Origin of the sequence: Micromonospora andamanensis, assembly GCF_016863495.1 — a bacterium.
GTDB lineage: Bacteria > Actinomycetota > Actinomycetes > Mycobacteriales > Micromonosporaceae > Micromonospora > Micromonospora andamanensis.
Genome location: NZ_BOOZ01000049.1, coordinates 1 through 15406, shown reverse-complemented (window position 1 = coordinate 15406; position 15406 = coordinate 1). Strand labels below are relative to the sequence as shown.

General features: G+C 69.8%; 15 protein-coding genes. 14 read left to right on the top strand and 1 reads right to left on the bottom strand.

Annotated elements, in window-relative coordinates:
• Window positions 1-3: 3 nt before the first annotated feature.
• Window positions 4-2118 (top strand): transglycosylase domain-containing protein, encoded by a 2115-nt coding sequence (locus Van01_RS27640; RefSeq protein WP_204013654.1) that lies wholly within the window; start codon window positions 4-6, stop codon window positions 2116-2118.
• Between the two features lie 11 nt (window positions 2119-2129).
• Here the strand turns inward: Van01_RS27640 and Van01_RS27635 are convergent, their stop codons facing one another.
• The gene (locus tag Van01_RS27635; RefSeq protein WP_204013652.1) at window positions 2130-3608 is read right to left on the bottom strand and encodes an SDR family oxidoreductase; all 1479 of its coding nucleotides are present in this window, start codon (window positions 3606-3608) and stop codon (window positions 2130-2132) included.
• A 34-nt stretch (window positions 3609-3642) separates the two neighbouring features.
• On the opposite strand from Van01_RS27635, the gene glyA reads away from it, so the two are divergent.
• The 13 genes from glyA (at window position 3643) to Van01_RS27570 (ending at window position 14665) form a co-directional block, all read left to right on the top strand.
• Window positions 3643-4929, top strand: coding sequence for a serine hydroxymethyltransferase (glyA, locus tag Van01_RS27630; protein WP_204013650.1), 1287 nt, complete (start codon window positions 3643-3645; stop codon window positions 4927-4929).
• Complete coding sequence (locus Van01_RS27625; RefSeq protein WP_204013647.1) at window positions 4926-5399, top strand: Cg1360 family ATP-synthase-associated protein; 474 nt, start codon at window positions 4926-4928, stop codon at window positions 5397-5399. The genes glyA and Van01_RS27625 overlap by 4 nt, the downstream gene beginning before the upstream one ends.
• Before the next feature lie 165 nt (window positions 5400-5564).
• A complete protein-coding gene (locus tag Van01_RS27620) occupies window positions 5565-5786 on the top strand; it encodes a hypothetical protein (protein WP_093405421.1) in 222 nt (73 codons plus the stop codon).
• Window positions 5787-6608: a F0F1 ATP synthase subunit A gene (atpB, locus tag Van01_RS27615; RefSeq protein WP_204013644.1), complete on the top strand. Its 822-nt coding sequence runs from the start codon at window positions 5787-5789 to the stop codon at window positions 6606-6608. It abuts the gene before it with no gap.
• Between the two features lie 95 nt (window positions 6609-6703).
• Window positions 6704-6925: an ATP synthase F0 subunit C gene (gene atpE / locus Van01_RS27610; RefSeq protein ID WP_092377903.1), complete on the top strand. Its 222-nt coding sequence runs from the start codon at window positions 6704-6706 to the stop codon at window positions 6923-6925.
• A 29-nt stretch (window positions 6926-6954) separates the two neighbouring features.
• Window positions 6955-7485, top strand: a complete 531-nt coding sequence (locus Van01_RS27605; protein ID WP_204013641.1) for a F0F1 ATP synthase subunit B — start codon at window positions 6955-6957, stop codon at window positions 7483-7485.
• Window positions 7485-8306 carry a F0F1 ATP synthase subunit delta gene (locus Van01_RS27600; protein ID WP_204013639.1) on the top strand — a complete coding sequence of 274 codons (822 nt, stop codon included), beginning with the start codon at window positions 7485-7487 and terminating at the stop codon, window positions 8304-8306. The genes Van01_RS27605 and Van01_RS27600 overlap by 1 nt, the downstream gene beginning before the upstream one ends.
• Before the next feature lie 91 nt (window positions 8307-8397).
• Complete coding sequence (gene atpA, locus Van01_RS27595; protein WP_204013638.1) at window positions 8398-10044, top strand: F0F1 ATP synthase subunit alpha; 1647 nt, start codon at window positions 8398-8400, stop codon at window positions 10042-10044.
• A 9-nt stretch (window positions 10045-10053) separates the two neighbouring features.
• Window positions 10054-10992: a F0F1 ATP synthase subunit gamma gene (locus Van01_RS27590; RefSeq protein ID WP_204013636.1), complete on the top strand. Its 939-nt coding sequence runs from the start codon at window positions 10054-10056 to the stop codon at window positions 10990-10992.
• The gene (atpD, locus tag Van01_RS27585) at window positions 10992-12446 is read left to right on the top strand and encodes a F0F1 ATP synthase subunit beta (protein ID WP_373306298.1); all 1455 of its coding nucleotides are present in this window, start codon (window positions 10992-10994) and stop codon (window positions 12444-12446) included. The genes Van01_RS27590 and atpD overlap by 1 nt, the downstream gene beginning before the upstream one ends.
• Before the next feature lie 230 nt (window positions 12447-12676).
• Complete coding sequence (locus Van01_RS27580; RefSeq protein ID WP_204013632.1) at window positions 12677-13822, top strand: LCP family protein; 1146 nt, start codon at window positions 12677-12679, stop codon at window positions 13820-13822.
• 90 nt (window positions 13823-13912) lie between these two features.
• A complete protein-coding gene (locus tag Van01_RS27575; RefSeq protein ID WP_099850117.1) occupies window positions 13913-14197 on the top strand; it encodes a F0F1 ATP synthase subunit epsilon in 285 nt (94 codons plus the stop codon).
• 12 nt (window positions 14198-14209) lie between these two features.
• Complete coding sequence (locus Van01_RS27570; protein WP_204013630.1) at window positions 14210-14665, top strand: DUF2550 domain-containing protein; 456 nt, start codon at window positions 14210-14212, stop codon at window positions 14663-14665.
• The last annotated feature ends 741 nt before the right edge of the window (window positions 14666-15406 follow it).

The following is a 15406-nucleotide window of genomic DNA, read 5'->3' as shown; positions in this document are numbered from 1 at the left end:
CTGATGACCCGGGCGTTCCTGCCGAAGATGTTCACCGTACTGCTGGCCGGCACGCTGGCCGGCCTGGTGCTGGCGGTCGCGGCGTTGCCGGCCGCGCTTGTGTTCGGCATCGGATTCTCCGCGCTCTCCGCGCCCTACGCGGAGCTACCCAACACGCTGCGGACGCCGCCGACGGCGCAACGATCAAACCTCTACGCCAACGACGGCACCACCCTGATCACGTCCTTCTACCAGGAGGACCGGGTCGACGTGCCGCTGGACGAGGTCGCTCCGGTGATGCGCCAGGCCATCATCGCCGCCGAGGACGCCCGCTTCCACGAGCACAGCGGGGTGGACCTGCGGGGCATCGTGCGGGCGTTCACCGCGAACCGGCGCGACGGCGCCACCCGGCAGGGTGCCTCCACGCTGACCATGCAGTACGTCCGCAACGTGCTGAGCACGGACCCCCGGTTGAGCGAGGCGCAGCGGGCGGCGGCGACCGAGGTCAGCACCGCCCGCAAGATCCAGGAGATCCGGTACGCCCTGGCGCTGGAGCGGGAGCTGACCAAGGACCAGATTCTGACCCGCTACCTCAACATCGCGTACTTCGGTGCCGGCGCGTACGGCGTCGCCGCCGCCAGTAAGCGGTACTTCTCCACCTCACCGGCGAAGCTCACGCTGGCCCAGGCGGCTCTGCTGGCCGGTCTGGTCCGCTCTCCGGACAGCGACGACCCGATAAACGGCGACGCCGACAGCGCGACCGCCCGGCGCGGCTACGTACTGGACCGGATGGTCGAGTCGGGTGTCATCGTGGCCGACGCGGCGGCCCGGGCCGCCGCCGAACCGTTGAACCTGCGGCCCAGCGAGACTCCCAACGACTGCACCGCGGTGCCCGAGGGACACAACGACTGGGGATTCTTCTGCGACTGGTTCACCCGCTGGTGGAACAGCCAGAAGGCGTTCGGCGCCAGCGTCGACGAGCGGCAGCGCACCCTGCGCCGGGGCGGGTTCAGCATCGTCTCCTCCCTCGACCCCGGGGTGCAGCGGGCCACCACCGAACAGGTGCGGCGGATCTACCCGGCCGAGCACCCGCACGCCCTGCCGACCGCCGTGGTCCAGCCCGGCACCGGCCGGGTGCTCGCCATGTCGGTCAACCGGGTCTACAGCGTGGCCGCGAACCCGGGCGGACAGCAGAACCATCCCAACACCGTCAACCAACTCGTCGCCGGTGGCGGCACCATCGTCGGCTACCAGGCGGGTTCCACGTTCAAACTCTTCACCATGCTTGCCGCTCTGGAGGCCGGACTGCCCCTGAACACGGTCTTCGACGCGCCCCGGCGGATCGTGACCGATTTCCGGATCAGCGGCGGTGAGGCGAGCTGCGGCGGCTACTGGTGCCCGGCGAACGCCAGCGCCTCGGTGAGCGGCCGGCACGACATGTGGACCGCCTTCGGCGACTCGGTGAACACGTACTTCGCCTGGCTGACCGAGCGGGTCGGTGCGGACCGGGTGGTGGAGATGGCCGAGCGGCTGGGCATCGTGTTCCGGGCGGACGACGACGCCCAGTTGGCCCGGCACGGCGCACGCGAGTGGGGGCCGTTCACTCTGGGCGTGTCCGCCACCACCCCGCTCGACCTGGCCGGCGCGTACGCGACGCTCGGCGCGGAGGGCACCTGGTGCGCGCCCACGCCTGTCACCTCGATCACCGACGCCGCCGGCCGCCGGGTTGCCGCCGGGCAGCCGGACTGCCGGCAGGTGCTCGACGTCGACGTGGCCCGGGCGGCGACGGACGCGGCCCGCTGTCCGGTCGGCGACCAGTCCATGTACCACGGCTGTGCCGGCGGCACGGCGACCCGGCTGCGCGCTCAGCTCGACAGACCGGTCGCGGGCAAGACGGGCAGTTCCGAGCGGTACGCCACGGAGACGGTTGTGGCGCTCACCCCGCAGCTCGCGGTGGCGGCGATGGCGGCGAACCCGGACGAGCCGCAGGACGCCGTCGGCCGTGCGGTGCAGACCGCGATGGTGGAGGGGGTCGGCGAGATCCTCTCCTTCGCCCTGCGCGACGAGCCGGTACGCGACTTCGTGCCGCCGAGCGAGATGACCGCCTGGCGGGTCACCGGGCAGCGCACCGGCAACTGACCTGCGTCCACTCAGCGGGCCGGGGCGCCTGCCGCGATCCGTTCGGCACCGGCGGCGATGTTGCGGGCCATCCCGCCGAAGACCAGGGCGTGGAACGGCGTCACCGCGATCCAGTACGCGTGCCCGGCCAGCCCTCGGGGCAGGAACACCGCCCGCTGCCGGTAGCTGACCTGTCCGTTGTCGCCTCGCTGCACCTGCATCTCCAGCCAGGCCCGACCGGGCACCCGCATCTCGGCGCGCAGCCGTAGCAGTTCGCCGGGCACGATCTCCTCGACCCGCCAGAAGTCGAGCGCCTCGCCGACGCGCAGCTGGTGCGGGTGACGTCGGCCCCGCCGCAGCCCCACCCCACCGACCAGGCGGTCCAACCAGCCGCGCACCGACCAGGCGAGCGGGAACGAGTACCAGCCGTTCTCCCCGCCGACCCCCTCGATCACCTGCCACAACGCGTCCGGCGGGGCGGTCACCGTCTGCTCCCGCAGGTCGGTGTAGGCGGTGCCGCCACTCCAGTGCGGGTCGCTCGGCAACGGCTCGGCCGGCGCGTCCGGCCCGGCCGCGTTCGTCCAGCGGGTCTCCACCTCGGCGTCGCGTACCTTGGCCAGCGCCAGCTCCACGGCCCTGTCGAAACCGGTGAGCCCGCCGGGCGGGTCCGGGACGTACCTCGCGATGTCGTGCTCGTGCGCTATCGCCTCGTGCACCAGGCTCTCCACAAGCGGCCGGGCGATCGCGTTCGGCACCGGCGTGATCAACCCGACCCAGTGCGACGAGAGCGTGGGCGTCAGCACGCGTACCGGCAGCAGCAGCCGGGTGGAGAGCCCGGCCACCCGGGCGTACCGCTGCATCATCTCGGCGAAGGTCAGCACGTCCGGGCCGGCGATGTCGAAGGCGCGGTTGACCTCGGGGGGCAGCGCCGCGCAGCCGGCCAGATAGTGCAGCACGTCGCGGACCGCGATCGGCTGGATCCGGTTGCTGACCCAGCGCGGGGTGACCATCACCGGCAGCCGCTCGGTCAGGTAGCGCAGCATCTCGAACGACGCCGAGCCGGACCCGAGGATCACCGCCGCCCGCAGCACCACCGTCGGCACCCCGCTGTCCAGCAGGATCCGGCCCACCTCGGTACGGGAGCGCAGGTGCGCCGAGGCGACGTCGTCGGGCGCCGGCTCCGGCCCGCCCAGATAGACGATCCGGCGTACGCCGGCGGCACTGGCGGCCTCGGCGAAGACCGTCGCGGCCTGCCGGTCGGCGGCCTCGAAGCCGGCCTGGCCGAGCGAGTGCACGAGGTAGTAGGCCACGTCGACGTCGTCGAAGACCCCGGCCAGGCTCTCCGGCCGGCTCAGGTCACCCTCGACCACCTCGACCTGCGAAACCCACGGCACGTCGCGCAGCCGGCTGGCCCGCCGCGCCAGGCAACGCACCGTGTGTCCCTCCGCCAGCAGGCGTGGCGCAAGCCGCCCACCGATGTATCCCGTCGCGCCGGTCACCAGGCATCTCACGCCTCCAGTCTGCGGTCTCATAGACTCTGGCGCTGTGGAGACCGCCGAGGGCACCTTCTGGGGGCCGGACTTCGAGCAGCTCAGCACGGCCGACCCGGAAATCGCGGAGGTGGTGCTCGGCGAGCTCGACCGGCTGCGCGGCGGCCTGCAACTGATCGCCAGCGAGAACCTCACCTCTCCGGCGGTGCTGGCCGCGTTGGGCTCCACGCTCACCAACAAGTACGCCGAGGGCTACCCGGGCCGGCGGTACTACGGTGGCTGCGCGCAGGTGGACCGGGCCGAGGAACTCGGCATCGCCCGCGCGAAGGACCTCTTCGGCGCCGAGCACGCGAACCTCCAACCCCACTCCGGCGCGAGCGCCAACCTGGCGGCGTACGCCGCCCTGGTGCAGCCGGGTGACACGGTGCTGGCGATGGAGCTGCCGCACGGTGGCCACCTGACCCACGGCAGCCGGGTGAACTTCTCCGGCCGGTGGTTCAACCCCGTCGGCTACACGGTGCGGCAGGACACCGAGCTGATCGACTACGACGAGGTGCGGGATCTCGCCCGCGCCCACCAGCCGAAGATGATCATTTGTGGGGCGACGGCCTATCCACGGCTGATCGACTTCGCCCGGTTCCGGGAGATCGCCGACGAGGTCGGCGCGTACCTGATGGTGGACGCGGCCCACTTCATCGGGCTGGTCGCGGGGCAGGCGATCCCGTCGCCGGTGCCGTACGCCGACGTGGTCTGCGCGACCACCCACAAGGTGCTGCGCGGCCCGCGCGGCGGCATGATCCTCTGCCGGGAGTCGCTTGCCGAGCGGATCGACAAGGCGGTCTTCCCGTTCACCCAGGGCGGTCCGTTGATGCACGCCGTGGCGGCCAAGGCCGTCGCGCTGCACGAGGCGGCCCAGCCGGCGTACCGCAGCTACGCCGCCCAGGTGGTGGCCAACGCGAAGGCGCTCGCCGACGGGCTGGCCGCCGAGGGAATGCGCCCGGTCTCCGGCGGCACCGACACCCACCTGGCCCTGATCGACCTGCGGGAGACCGGGGTGACCGGCGCCGAGGCCGAGACGCGGTGCGACGCGGCCACCATCACGCTCAACAAGAACGCGATCCCGTACGACCCGCAGAAGCCGATGGTCGCCTCGGGGATCCGGGTGGGCACCGCCAGCGTCACCACCCAGGGCCTGGGGGAGGCGCAGATGCGGCAGGTCGCCGAGTTGATCGCCCGGGCGGTGCGGACCGACCCGTCCGCCCCGGGTGGGGCCGACGAGCTGACCCGGATCGCCGCTGAGGTGGCCGAACTGGCCGCCGAGTTCCCGGCCTACCCCCGATGAGCGCGCCGCACGCCGGCGAGCCCGGCGTACCCCCGACGAGCGTGCCCCGGGCGGGCGAACCCGGCGCCATCCGGGCCCGGCTGCCGTACCTGCGTCTTCCGCTGCTCGCCTGTGCCGCGCTGGCTGTGGTCGCGGTGCCGACCGCAGCCGTGCTGCGTGGCCCGACCGGCGCGGCCGGGGTGGCCGCCGGTATCGCCCTGGTGATCGTCAGCTACCTCATCTCAGGGCTCTCGGTGGCCTGGGCGGACGCCGTCCACCCGCGACTGATCATGTCAGTGGGGCTTGTCACCTACGCCACGAAGATCGTCATCCTGGGCGTGGCGCTGAGTGCCGTGGCGGCTACCGGCTGGCCGGGTCTGCCCGATCTGGGCGTGGCGATCATCGCGGCCGTGGTGGTGTGGACCGCTGCCCACCTGACCTGGGCATTGCGCTCGCCGCTGCCCAGCGTGGACCGTCCGTCGGAGCACTGACCGTACGGCTGGCGTTTCCCGGGCGTTTCGTCGGCCTGTCCGGCTGGCCGGACAGGAGTAGGCTGACCCCGGCTTGATGCGCCGCACCCGCCGCCCGCACGCTGCTCGCAGTGTGGGGGGTGCCGCACACTCGCGAAACACCCGGCTGATAGTGTTCGCCACGTCATGGCCGACAACCCACACCGCAGAAGCCCCGACGAACACTCGTCGGAAGGTGTCGCCGGAGCCGTCCTCGGCTACCTGCTCGCCGGCATCGTGGTGTGGGGGTTCCTCGGCTGGTTGGCGGGGGAGTTTCTGGGCCTGCCGACCGGCGTCGGAATCGCCGTCGGCATGATGCTCGGCGCAGCCGGAGCGATCTACCTGATCATGAAGAGGCTCAGTGCCTGAGTGCCGGCACGCGCGGGTCTGTCGAGTGCGGAGGATGACACGGTGAGCGGACAGCTTGTCGCCGCAGAGGGCCTTCCCTGGCCCCCCAGCGTCGGAGACTTCTACCCGCCGGATCTCGCCGGCCCGTGGGTCACGAAGTTCACGCTGATGGTCTGGCTGGCCGTCGGAATTCTGATCATCTTCTTCATGGCCAGCTACCGGAACCCGAAGCTGGTGCCGAGCAAGGGCCAGTGGTACGCGGAGTCGATCTACGGCCTGGTCCGGGACAACATCGCCCGTGAGCAGATGGGCAAGGACGGCATTCGGTTCGCACCGTATTTCACAGTGCTGTTCTGCTTCATCGCGGTGACGAACCTCTTCGGTGTCACCCCCGGGTTGCAGATCTCGCCGAACTCGCACATCGCCTTCCCGATCGTGCTAGCCGCGATCACCTACGTGATGTACCTCTACATCGGTGTCCGCAAGCAGGGCCTGGGCCGCTACCTCAAGCAGAGCCTGATCATCCCCGGTGTGCCGTGGCCGATGCACTTCCTGCTGATCCCGATCGAGTTCCTGCAGAACTTCATCAACCGGCCGGTCACCCTTGCGGTACGTCTCTTCGCCAACATGTTCGCCGGCCACCTGATCCTGCTGGTGTTCACCGTCGGCGGCTTCGTGATGCTGGCCTCGGACAACATCTTCATCCAGGCGACGTCGATCTTCTCGTTCCTGATGGCGATCCTGATGGCCTTCTTCGAGGTGCTCGTCGCGCTGTTGCAGGCCTACGTCTTCGTCACCCTGACCGCCAACTACATCGGCACGTCGCTCGCCGACGGGCACTGATCCACAGACCTCGGCGGGCCGCCCGGCCCGACCAAGCTTCCGGTACGACCGCGTACGCGTGAGAACTCACGCCTCTACTAGGAGGAATACCCGCAATGGACGTTATTGCCGCCATCGAGGGCAACGTCAACACCATCGGCTACGGCCTCGCCGCCATCGGCCCCGGCATCGGTGTCGCCCTGGTCTTCGCGGCCTACATCCAGGCCAGCGCCCGCCAGCCGGAGTCCGCCGGCTACAACCGCACCTGGCTGGTCCTGGGCTTCGCGCTTGTCGAGGCGCTCGCCCTGTTCGGCCTGGTGCTCGCGTTCGCAGTCTGACGTAGCCCGACGCGACCCGGAGGTCTGACATGTACGTCGCCGCTGAAGGTGTGGAGCACCACCCGCTCGTGCCGATCTGGCAGGAGCTCGTCGTCGGGTCGATCGCCTTCGCCCTGCTCTGCTTCGTGCTGATGAAGTTCGTGATGCCGCGCATGGAGGCGATGTACCAGGCGCGGGTCGACGCGATCGAGGGTGGCCTCAAGCGGGCCGAGGCTGCCCAGGCCGAGGCCAACCAGCTGCTTGAGCAGTACCGGGCCCAGCTCGCCGAGGTGCGTACCGAGGCGGCCCGGATCCGGGACGACGCCCGCGCCGACGCCGAGTCGATCCGTACGGAAATCCTGGCCAAGGCCCGGGAGGAGTCCGACCGGATCATCGCCGCCGGCCGGGAGTCGCTGGCCGTGGAACGCCAGACCATCGTGCGCGAACTGCGCGCGGAAGTCGGCGGCCTCGCGGTCGACCTGGCCAGCCGGATCGTGGGCGAGTCGCTCGCCGACGAGGCCCGCCGCAAGGGCACCGTCGAGCGGTTCCTCACCGATCTCGAGAGCGCGGGGGCCCGCTGATGCAGGCCGCCAGCCGGGAGTCCTACGCCGCCGCGCTCGCGCGGTTGCAGGGGTACGTCGCCGGCGCCGAGCCGTCGACGGTGGCCGGCACCGGTGCGGAACTGCTCGCCGTCGCGGACCTGCTGCGGCGGGAGGTCCGGCTGCGCCGGGCGCTCTCCGACCCGGCCCGCTCGGGTGCGGACCGTACCGAACTGCTGAACTCGGTGCTCTCCGGCAAGGTCGGTGCGGACACGCTCGACCTGCTCGGAACGCTTGTCGCGGGCCGCTGGTCCGCGCCGTCGGAGCTGCTCGACGGCGCGGAGAGCCTCGGCGTGCAGGCCCTGCTCGCCAGCGCGGACCGCGCCGATGAGCTGGGCGAGGTGGAGGACGAGCTGTTCCGCTTCGGCCAGGTGGTCGCCGCGGACCCGCAGTTGTCAAACGCCCTGTCCGACCCGATGGCGCCGGTGGCGCAGCGGGCCGAACTGGTCGGGATGCTCCTGACGGGCAAGGCCCGCCCGGTGACGGTGCGGCTGGCGGAGGCGGCGCTTGCCGGCTTCGGTGGGCGCTCGTTCACCGCCGCGCTGTCCCGGCTTGTGGAGTTGGCGGCGGAGCGGCGGGACCGGCAGGTCGCGTACGTGACGGTCGCCGCCCCGCTCACCGAGGAGGAGGAGCGGCGACTGAGCGATCGGCTATCCGCTATATACGATCGACCGGTTGCTGTCAAGCTTACGGTTGACCCGACGATCCTCGGTGGAGTGAGCGTACGGGTGGGTTCGGACCTCTACGACGGGACGATCCTGCGCCGCCTCAACGAGACCCGCAACGCGCTCGCGAAGCGCTGACCAGCACCCGCGAAGCGCCCGGAAAGACAGTCGACCCGAGGACCGGTCGGTACTAGGTATCCCGGGCCCCTGATACTTAAGGAAGCAGAGGATGGCCGAGCTGACCATCTCGACGGAGGAGATCCGCGGCGCCCTGGAGCGCTACGTCTCCTCCTACTCGCCCGACGTCTCCCGTGAGGAGGTCGGCACCGTCGCCGACACCGGCGACGGCATCGCCCACGTCGAGGGCCTGCCCTCGACCATGACCAACGAGCTGCTGGAGTTCGAGGACGGCACGCTCGGCGTGGCGCTGAACCTCGACGTCCGGGAGATCGGCGTCGTCGTCCTCGGCGACTACTCGGGGCTCGAGGAGGGGCAGCGCGTCAAGCGCACCGGCCGGGTGCTCTCGGTGCCCGTCGGCGACGGCTTCCTCGGCCGCGTGGTCGACGCGCTCGGCCAGCCGATCGACGGCCTCGGCGAGATCGCCGACGAGGGCTACCGCGAGCTGGAGCTGCAGGCCCCCAACGTGATGGCCCGGCAGTCCGTCTTCGAGCCGCTGCAGACCGGCATCAAGGCCATCGACGCGATGACCCCGATCGGTCGGGGCCAGCGGCAGCTGATCATCGGTGACCGGAAGACCGGCAAGACCACCGTCGCCCTGGACGCCATCCTCAACCAGCGGGAGAACTGGGCCTCCGGCGACCCGAAGAAGCAGGTTCGCTGCATCTACGTCGCCATCGGCCAGAAGGCCTCCACCATCGCCTCGATCAAGGGGCAGCTGGAGGAGGCGGGCGCGATGGAGTACACCACGATCGTCGCCTCCCCGGCCTCGGACCCGGCCGGCTTCAAGTACCTCGCCCCGTACACCGGCTCGTCCATCGGGCAGCACTGGATGTACAACGGCAAGCACGTCCTGATCGTCTTCGACGACCTGAGCAAGCAGGCCGAGGCGTACCGGGCCGTGTCGCTGCTGCTGCGCCGCCCGCCGGGCCGCGAGGCGTACCCGGGTGACGTCTTCTACCTGCACTCCCGGCTGCTGGAGCGCTGCGCGAAGCTCTCCGACGAGATGGGCGGCGGTTCGATGACCGGTTTGCCGATCATCGAGACGAAGGCCAACGACATCTCGGCGTTCATCCCGACGAACGTCATCTCGATCACCGACGGCCAGATCTTCCTGGAGACCGACCTGTTCAACCAGGGCGTCCGGCCGGCGATCAACGTCGGTACCTCGGTCTCCCGGGTCGGTGGCGCCGCGCAGGTGAAGCCGATGCGCAAGGTCGCCGGTTCGTTGCGGCTGAACCTGGCCCAGTTCCGTGAGCTGGAGGCGTTCGCCGCCTTCGCCTCCGACCTGGATAAGGCCTCCCGGTCGCAGCTCGACCGGGGCTACCGCCTCGTCGAGCTGCTCAAGCAGCCGAACTACTCGCCGTACCCGGTGCAGGACGAGGTCGTCTCGGTCTGGGCCGGCACCGAGGGCAAGCTGGACGACGTCCCGGTCGGCGAGGTACGGCGCTTCGAGACGCAGTTCCTGGAGCACCTGCGGCGCAAGCACAACGCCACGCTCCAGGCGATCGCCGACAACAAGTGGGACGACGAGATCATCGCCGCCCTCGACGCGGCCGTCACCGAGTTCAAGCAGGGCTTCCTCGGTCGTGAGGACGAGCGCTCGATCAACGAGGCGCCGGCGGAGCCGCTGGAGGGCGAGTCCGAGCACGAGACGGTCACCCGCTACAGCGGCGGTGCTCCGGCCGAGAAGCGTTAGGGTCGGGCCATGGCGGCGCAGGTACGTGTTCTTCGTCAACGCATTCGCTCGGCGAAGGGGATGAAGAAGATCACCAAGGCGATGGAGCTCGTGGCGACGAGCCGGATCGCCAAGTCCCAGGCCCGGGTGGAGGCGTCCCTGCCGTACGCCCGGGCGATCACCGGCGTGCTCACGGCGCTGGCCTCCAACGCGCGGATCGACCACCCGATGCTGACCCCGCGCGAGCGGGTGCGGCGGGCGGGCGTGCTGCTGGTGACCGCCGACCGGGGCCTGGCCGGCGGTTACAGCTCCAACGCCATCCGCACGGCGGAGTCGCTTGTCGCCCGCCTTCAGGCCGACGGTAAGGAGCCGGTGCTCTATGTCATCGGGCGCAAGGGCGTGTCGTTCTACCGGTTCCGCAACCGGCCGATCGAGGCCAGCTGGACGGGCTTCTCGGAGCAGCCGTCGTTCAACGACGCCCGCGAGGTCGGTGAGACGCTGATCAAGGCGTTCGTCTCCGGCGCGGACGACGAGGACGGTGGTCCGGGGCCGGACGGCGTGCGCGGGGTGGACGAGCTGCACATCGTCTACACCGAGTTCAAGTCCCTGATGACCCAGAACCCGGTCACCCGGATCATCGGCCCGCTCCAGGTCGAGGAGCGGCCCCGCTCCGAGGCCGCGCCCGGTGTGCTGCCGGACTACGAGTTCGAGCCGGACCCGGAGGCACTGCTCGACGCGTTGCTGCCGAAGTACATCAACACGCGGATCTACGCGGCGTTGCTGGAGTCGGCGGCGAGCGAGTCGGCAGCCCGTCGGCGGGCGATGAAGAGCGCCACCGACAACGCGGAAGAGATGATCGACAAGTACACGCGTGAGATGAACTCGGCCCGCCAGGCCGGGATCACCCAGGAGATCAGTGAGATCGTCGGCGGCGCTAACGCGCTGGCCGCGTCGGGAAGTGAAGTGTGATGACTGTTTCCACCGCTGCTGGAGGACCAGCCGAGACCAAGACGGCCACCGGTCGTGTGGTCCGGGTCATCGGCCCGGTCGTCGACGCCGAGTTCCCGCGTGACGCCATGCCGGACCTGTTCAACGCGCTGCACGTGGACGTGACCCTGTCCGGCGGCGAGAAGACGCTGACCCTGGAGGTGGCCCAGCACCTGGGTGACAACCTGGTCCGCGCGATCTCGATGCAGCCCACCGACGGACTGGTTCGCGGCACCGAGGTGCGCGACACCGGCTTCCCGATCCGGGTGCCGGTCGGCGACGCGGTCAAGGGCCACGTCTTCAACGCGATCGGCGAGTGCCTCAACCTCACCGAGGGCGAGACCATCCAGGCCGACGACCACTGGGGCATCCACCGCAAGGCGCCGGCCTTCGCGGACCTGGAGCCGAAGACCGAGATGCTGGAGACCGGCATCAAGGTCATCGACCTGCTCGCCCCGTACGTGAAGGGCGGCAAGATCGGTCTGTTCGGTGGGGCCGGGGTGGGCAAGACGGTGCTCATCCAGGAGATGATCACCCGGGTGGCCAAGAACTTCGGTGGTACCTCGGTCTTCGCCGGCGTGGGTGAGCGGACCCGTGAGGGTAACGACCTCATCCACGAGATGACCGAATCCGGCGTCATCGACAAGACCGCGCTGGTCTACGGCCAGATGGACGAGCCGCCGGGCACCCGGCTGCGGGTCGCGCTCTCCGCGCTGACCATGGCGGAGTACTTCCGTGACGTGAAGAAGCAGGAGGTGCTGCTCTTCATCGACAACATCTTCCGCTTCACCCAGGCCGGTTCCGAGGTCTCCACCCTGCTGGGCCGGATGCCCAGCGCGGTGGGTTACCAGCCGACCCTGGCCGACGAGATGGGCGAGCTCCAGGAGCGGATCACCTCCGTCCGGGGTCAGGCCATCACCTCGATGCAGGCGATCTACGTGCCGGCGGACGACTACACCGACCCGGCACCGGCCACCACCTTCGCCCACCTGGACGCGACCACCAACCTGGAGCGGTCCATCTCCGACAAGGGCATCTACCCGGCGGTGGACCCGCTGGCGTCCTCGTCGCGGATCCTGGCCCCCGAGTTCGTCGGTCAGGAGCACTTCCAGGTGGCCAGCGAGGTGAAGCGGATCCTCCAGCGGTACAAGGACCTGCAGGACATCATCGCCATCCTCGGTATCGAGGAGCTCTCCGAGGAAGACAAGATCACGGTCCAGCGGGCCCGGCGGATCGAGCGCTTCCTGTCGCAGAACACCTACGCGGCGGAGCAGTTCACCGGCGTGCCGGGCTCGACGGTCCCGATCAAGGAGACCATCGAGGCCTTCCGCAAGATCAGCGAGGGCGAGTACGACCACTTCCCCGAGCAGGCGTTCTTCATGTGCGGTGGGCTCGACGACCTGGAGAAGAAGGCCGCCGAGCTGATGAAGGGCTGACCCTCAGCGCTTCCGCAAGACACGAAAAAAAGAAGGCCGCCCCGGTAACCCCGGGGCGGCCTTCTGTTCATCTTCACGACGTACCATCGCCGCTGCCCGGTTTCCCGTGCTCGGCGATCACGCCGACTGCGAGATACCGTTCAGCCACGCTCATGCGCCGATGAGCGTTGATTGGTTTAAACCATTCGGCCCCGCGCGCCCGTATTCCCCAGGGGGCGCGACGAACGGAGATGCTTGTGGGTAAGGCCGGCAGACGCGGCAAGCGCGGTGGGCGGTCGTCGGTGTGGCGGGGCGTTCCCCGCTGGGCGCAGCTCTGCACCATCTTCGGCGTCGTCTTGATGGTGCTCAGCGGGACGAGCCTGGTGGGCGCGGAGGCCCTCATGGCCCGCTACGAGGGTGCGATAGGCAAGGCGGACCTCTTCGGCGACCAGGCGGCCGGTGCCACTCCCAAGAGCGACATCAAGGGCCCGCTCAACATCCTGCTTGTCGGCATCGACCCTCGCGACAAGGACACCCCGCCGCTGTCTGACGCGATCATGGTGCTGCACGTGCCGAAGGAGATGGACCGCGCGTACCTCTTCTCCCTGCCGCGCGACCTCTACGTGGAGATCCCGCCGTTCGAGAAGGCGGACTTCAACGGTGACACCACCAAGCTGAACGCCGCGATGTCGTACGGCAGCCGGGTGCCCGGTGGCAAGCCCGACGCGGCGAGAGGCTTCGAGCTGCTCGCCATCACCGTGCAACGGGTCACCGGCATCAAACGGTTCGACGCGGGCGCGATCATCAACTTCTCCGGCTTCCAGAAGATCGTCGACGCCATGGGCGGCGTCACGATGAACATCGAGCGGGAGGTCCGCTCCGAGCACCGCGAGCCGAACGGCAAGCACCGCCAGGGCAACCCCAACGGTGAGGGCTACATCGGGCCGCAGGCTGTCTACCCGAAGGGTAAGCAGCACCTGAGCGGCTGGCAGGCGCTGGACTACGTCCGCCAGCGGTACCCGGAGAACGGTGTCCCCGACGGCGACTACGGCCGGCAGCGGCATCAGCAGCAGTTCGTCAAGGCGATGGCCGGCCAGGCCCTCAGCGCCGACGTGGTGACCAACCCGGTCAAGCTGGACAAGGTGCTCCGCGCGGCGGGTGAGTCGCTGATCTTCAGTGGTCGTGGGCACAGCGTTGTCGACTTCGGTCTCGCCCTCAAGGACATCCGCCCCGGCAACATCCAGATGATCAAGCTGCCCGGCGGCGGTGTCGAAGAGAACGGCAAGTACCTCGGTGAGCGGTTCGCGCCCGAGGTGGACGACTTCTTCGTCGCTCTGGAGCGGGAACTGCTCGACCCGTTCCTCCTCGAACATCCGAAGCTGGTGAGCCGGAGCTGATTCCTGATGCAGGTCTTGGCACCCGCCTGAAGAACAGGTCCGGGGCGCGACTAGAATTTTCCCAATCCGCCGCCTCAGCAAGGAGACAGCGTGGCAGAGCAGCTTAACGTCCAGCTCGTGGCCGTCGAGGAGAAGGTCTGGTCGGGCAAGGCCGAAATGGTCATGGCCCGGACGACCGAAGGTGAGCTGGGTGTGCTGCCGGGGCATGCGCCCATGCTCGGCCAGCTCGCCGAGCCCGGCCAGGTACGCATCAAGCTTCCCGGGGGTGAGCAGCTCACCTACGACGTGGCGGGCGGCTTCCTCTCGGTCAGCCAGCAGGGCGTGACCGTACTGGCGGAGAACGCCACTCCGGCCGCCGCGGCTTCCGGTAACTGAGCCGACCCGCCGATGGAGATCGTCGAAGGGGTCGGAATCGGCGTCGCCGTGATCCTCGGCGCGATCCTGTTTCTCTTCATCCGGCGGGCTCTGGTCACCCGAAGCGGAGGCATCATCCGGCTCAGTGTCCGGACCTCCACGATGCTCGACGGCCGTGGCTGGTCGCCCGGTTTCGGCCGCTTCGCCGGCGACGAACTCCGCTGGTACCGGATGTTCAGTTTCGCCGTACGCCCCAAGCGGGTGCTCTCCCGCGAAGGGTTGACAGTCGAACGACGGCGGTTGCCGGAGGGGCAGGAACGAATGTCCATGCCCGCCGACTGGATCATCCTTCGCTGTACCAGTCGACACGCCCCGGTCGAGATCGCCATGGCACGATCCACCGTCACCGGGTTTCTCTCCTGGCTCGAGGCCGCCCCTCCGGGGGCGGTCTCGCCACGTATGGCCTCCCAAGACTGGCCCGCCGCCTAACCCCCCCTCGAACCCCTCCGGCCCCCCGCCCGCGCCGTGCCCGCGCCGTGCCCGCGCCGTGGGCGGGGGCCGGACGGGGCCCCCCGCCCGCGCCGCGCACCGTTGATCATGAGGTGACCGACGTATTTGATCTCCAACACTGCCGCTAACCTCATGATCAACGGTGCGAGGGCTGGTTGATGCGGCTGGGGCGGGTGGTCGGGGTTGATCCCGCGACCGGCTCGGTCGGTGCCCCGGCCGATCACGGGCCACCCTCGCCACGGTTGGTGCCCCGGCCGATTGCGCGCCGAGCCGGCTCGGTCGACGCCCGAACGCTCGACATGCGGCGAAGCGGGGCCACCGCCCGGCGGAAGGGCCCGAAACGCCGTATCCCGAGGCCGGGGCCGGGCAGGTGGATCACACCCTCGCCCTTGGGCCGGCACCGCGCCGATGCGCCGAGTGTCCGGGTTCGTGGAGCCTCCGGGGGAGATCTTGGTGCGATTGTGCCCTTGGGTGGGCGGTTTTGGACCAAGATCGCGCAGTGGTCGGGGGCTCGGGTGGAATGGGTGGCGGGTCGGGGGCGTTGGACAGTCCCGGACGGCTGAGGAAGACCTGCCCGCCGTGCGGTGGTGAGTGGGTGTGGCCCGGGATGGTGGCGGGCCGGTGGTCGTTGGTCATCTTCGAGCGACCGAGGTAGACCGTCCGCCGCTGCAGGTGAGCGGGTGGGCCCGGGAATGATCCGGGCCGGTCGGTCGTTGGACA

Bases quoted from the DNA above. Each gene is read 5' to 3' on its own strand.
- Van01_RS27600 (WP_204013639.1), top strand. From the start codon at position 7,485: ATGCAGGCCGCCAGCCGGGAGTCCTACGCCGCCGCGCTCGCGCGGTTG.
- Van01_RS27570 (WP_204013630.1), top strand. From the start codon at position 14,210: ATGGAGATCGTCGAAGGGGTCGGAATCGGCGTCGCCGTGATCCTCGGC.
- Van01_RS27605 (WP_204013641.1), top strand. From the start codon at position 6,955: ATGTACGTCGCCGCTGAAGGTGTGGAGCACCACCCGCTCGTGCCGATC.
- Van01_RS27625 (WP_204013647.1), top strand. From the start codon at position 4,926: ATGAGCGCGCCGCACGCCGGCGAGCCCGGCGTACCCCCGACGAGCGTG.
- atpD (WP_373306298.1), top strand. From the start codon at position 10,992: ATGACTGTTTCCACCGCTGCTGGAGGACCAGCCGAGACCAAGACGGCC.
- atpE (WP_092377903.1), top strand. From the start codon at position 6,704: ATGGACGTTATTGCCGCCATCGAGGGCAACGTCAACACCATCGGCTAC.
- Van01_RS27580 (WP_204013632.1), top strand. From the start codon at position 12,677: ATGCTTGTGGGTAAGGCCGGCAGACGCGGCAAGCGCGGTGGGCGGTCG.
- atpA (WP_204013638.1), top strand. From the start codon at position 8,398: ATGGCCGAGCTGACCATCTCGACGGAGGAGATCCGCGGCGCCCTGGAG.
- Van01_RS27620 (WP_093405421.1), top strand. From the start codon at position 5,565: ATGGCCGACAACCCACACCGCAGAAGCCCCGACGAACACTCGTCGGAA.
- Van01_RS27590 (WP_204013636.1), top strand. From the start codon at position 10,054: ATGGCGGCGCAGGTACGTGTTCTTCGTCAACGCATTCGCTCGGCGAAG.
- Van01_RS27640 (WP_204013654.1), top strand. From the start codon at position 4: ATGACCCGGGCGTTCCTGCCGAAGATGTTCACCGTACTGCTGGCCGGC.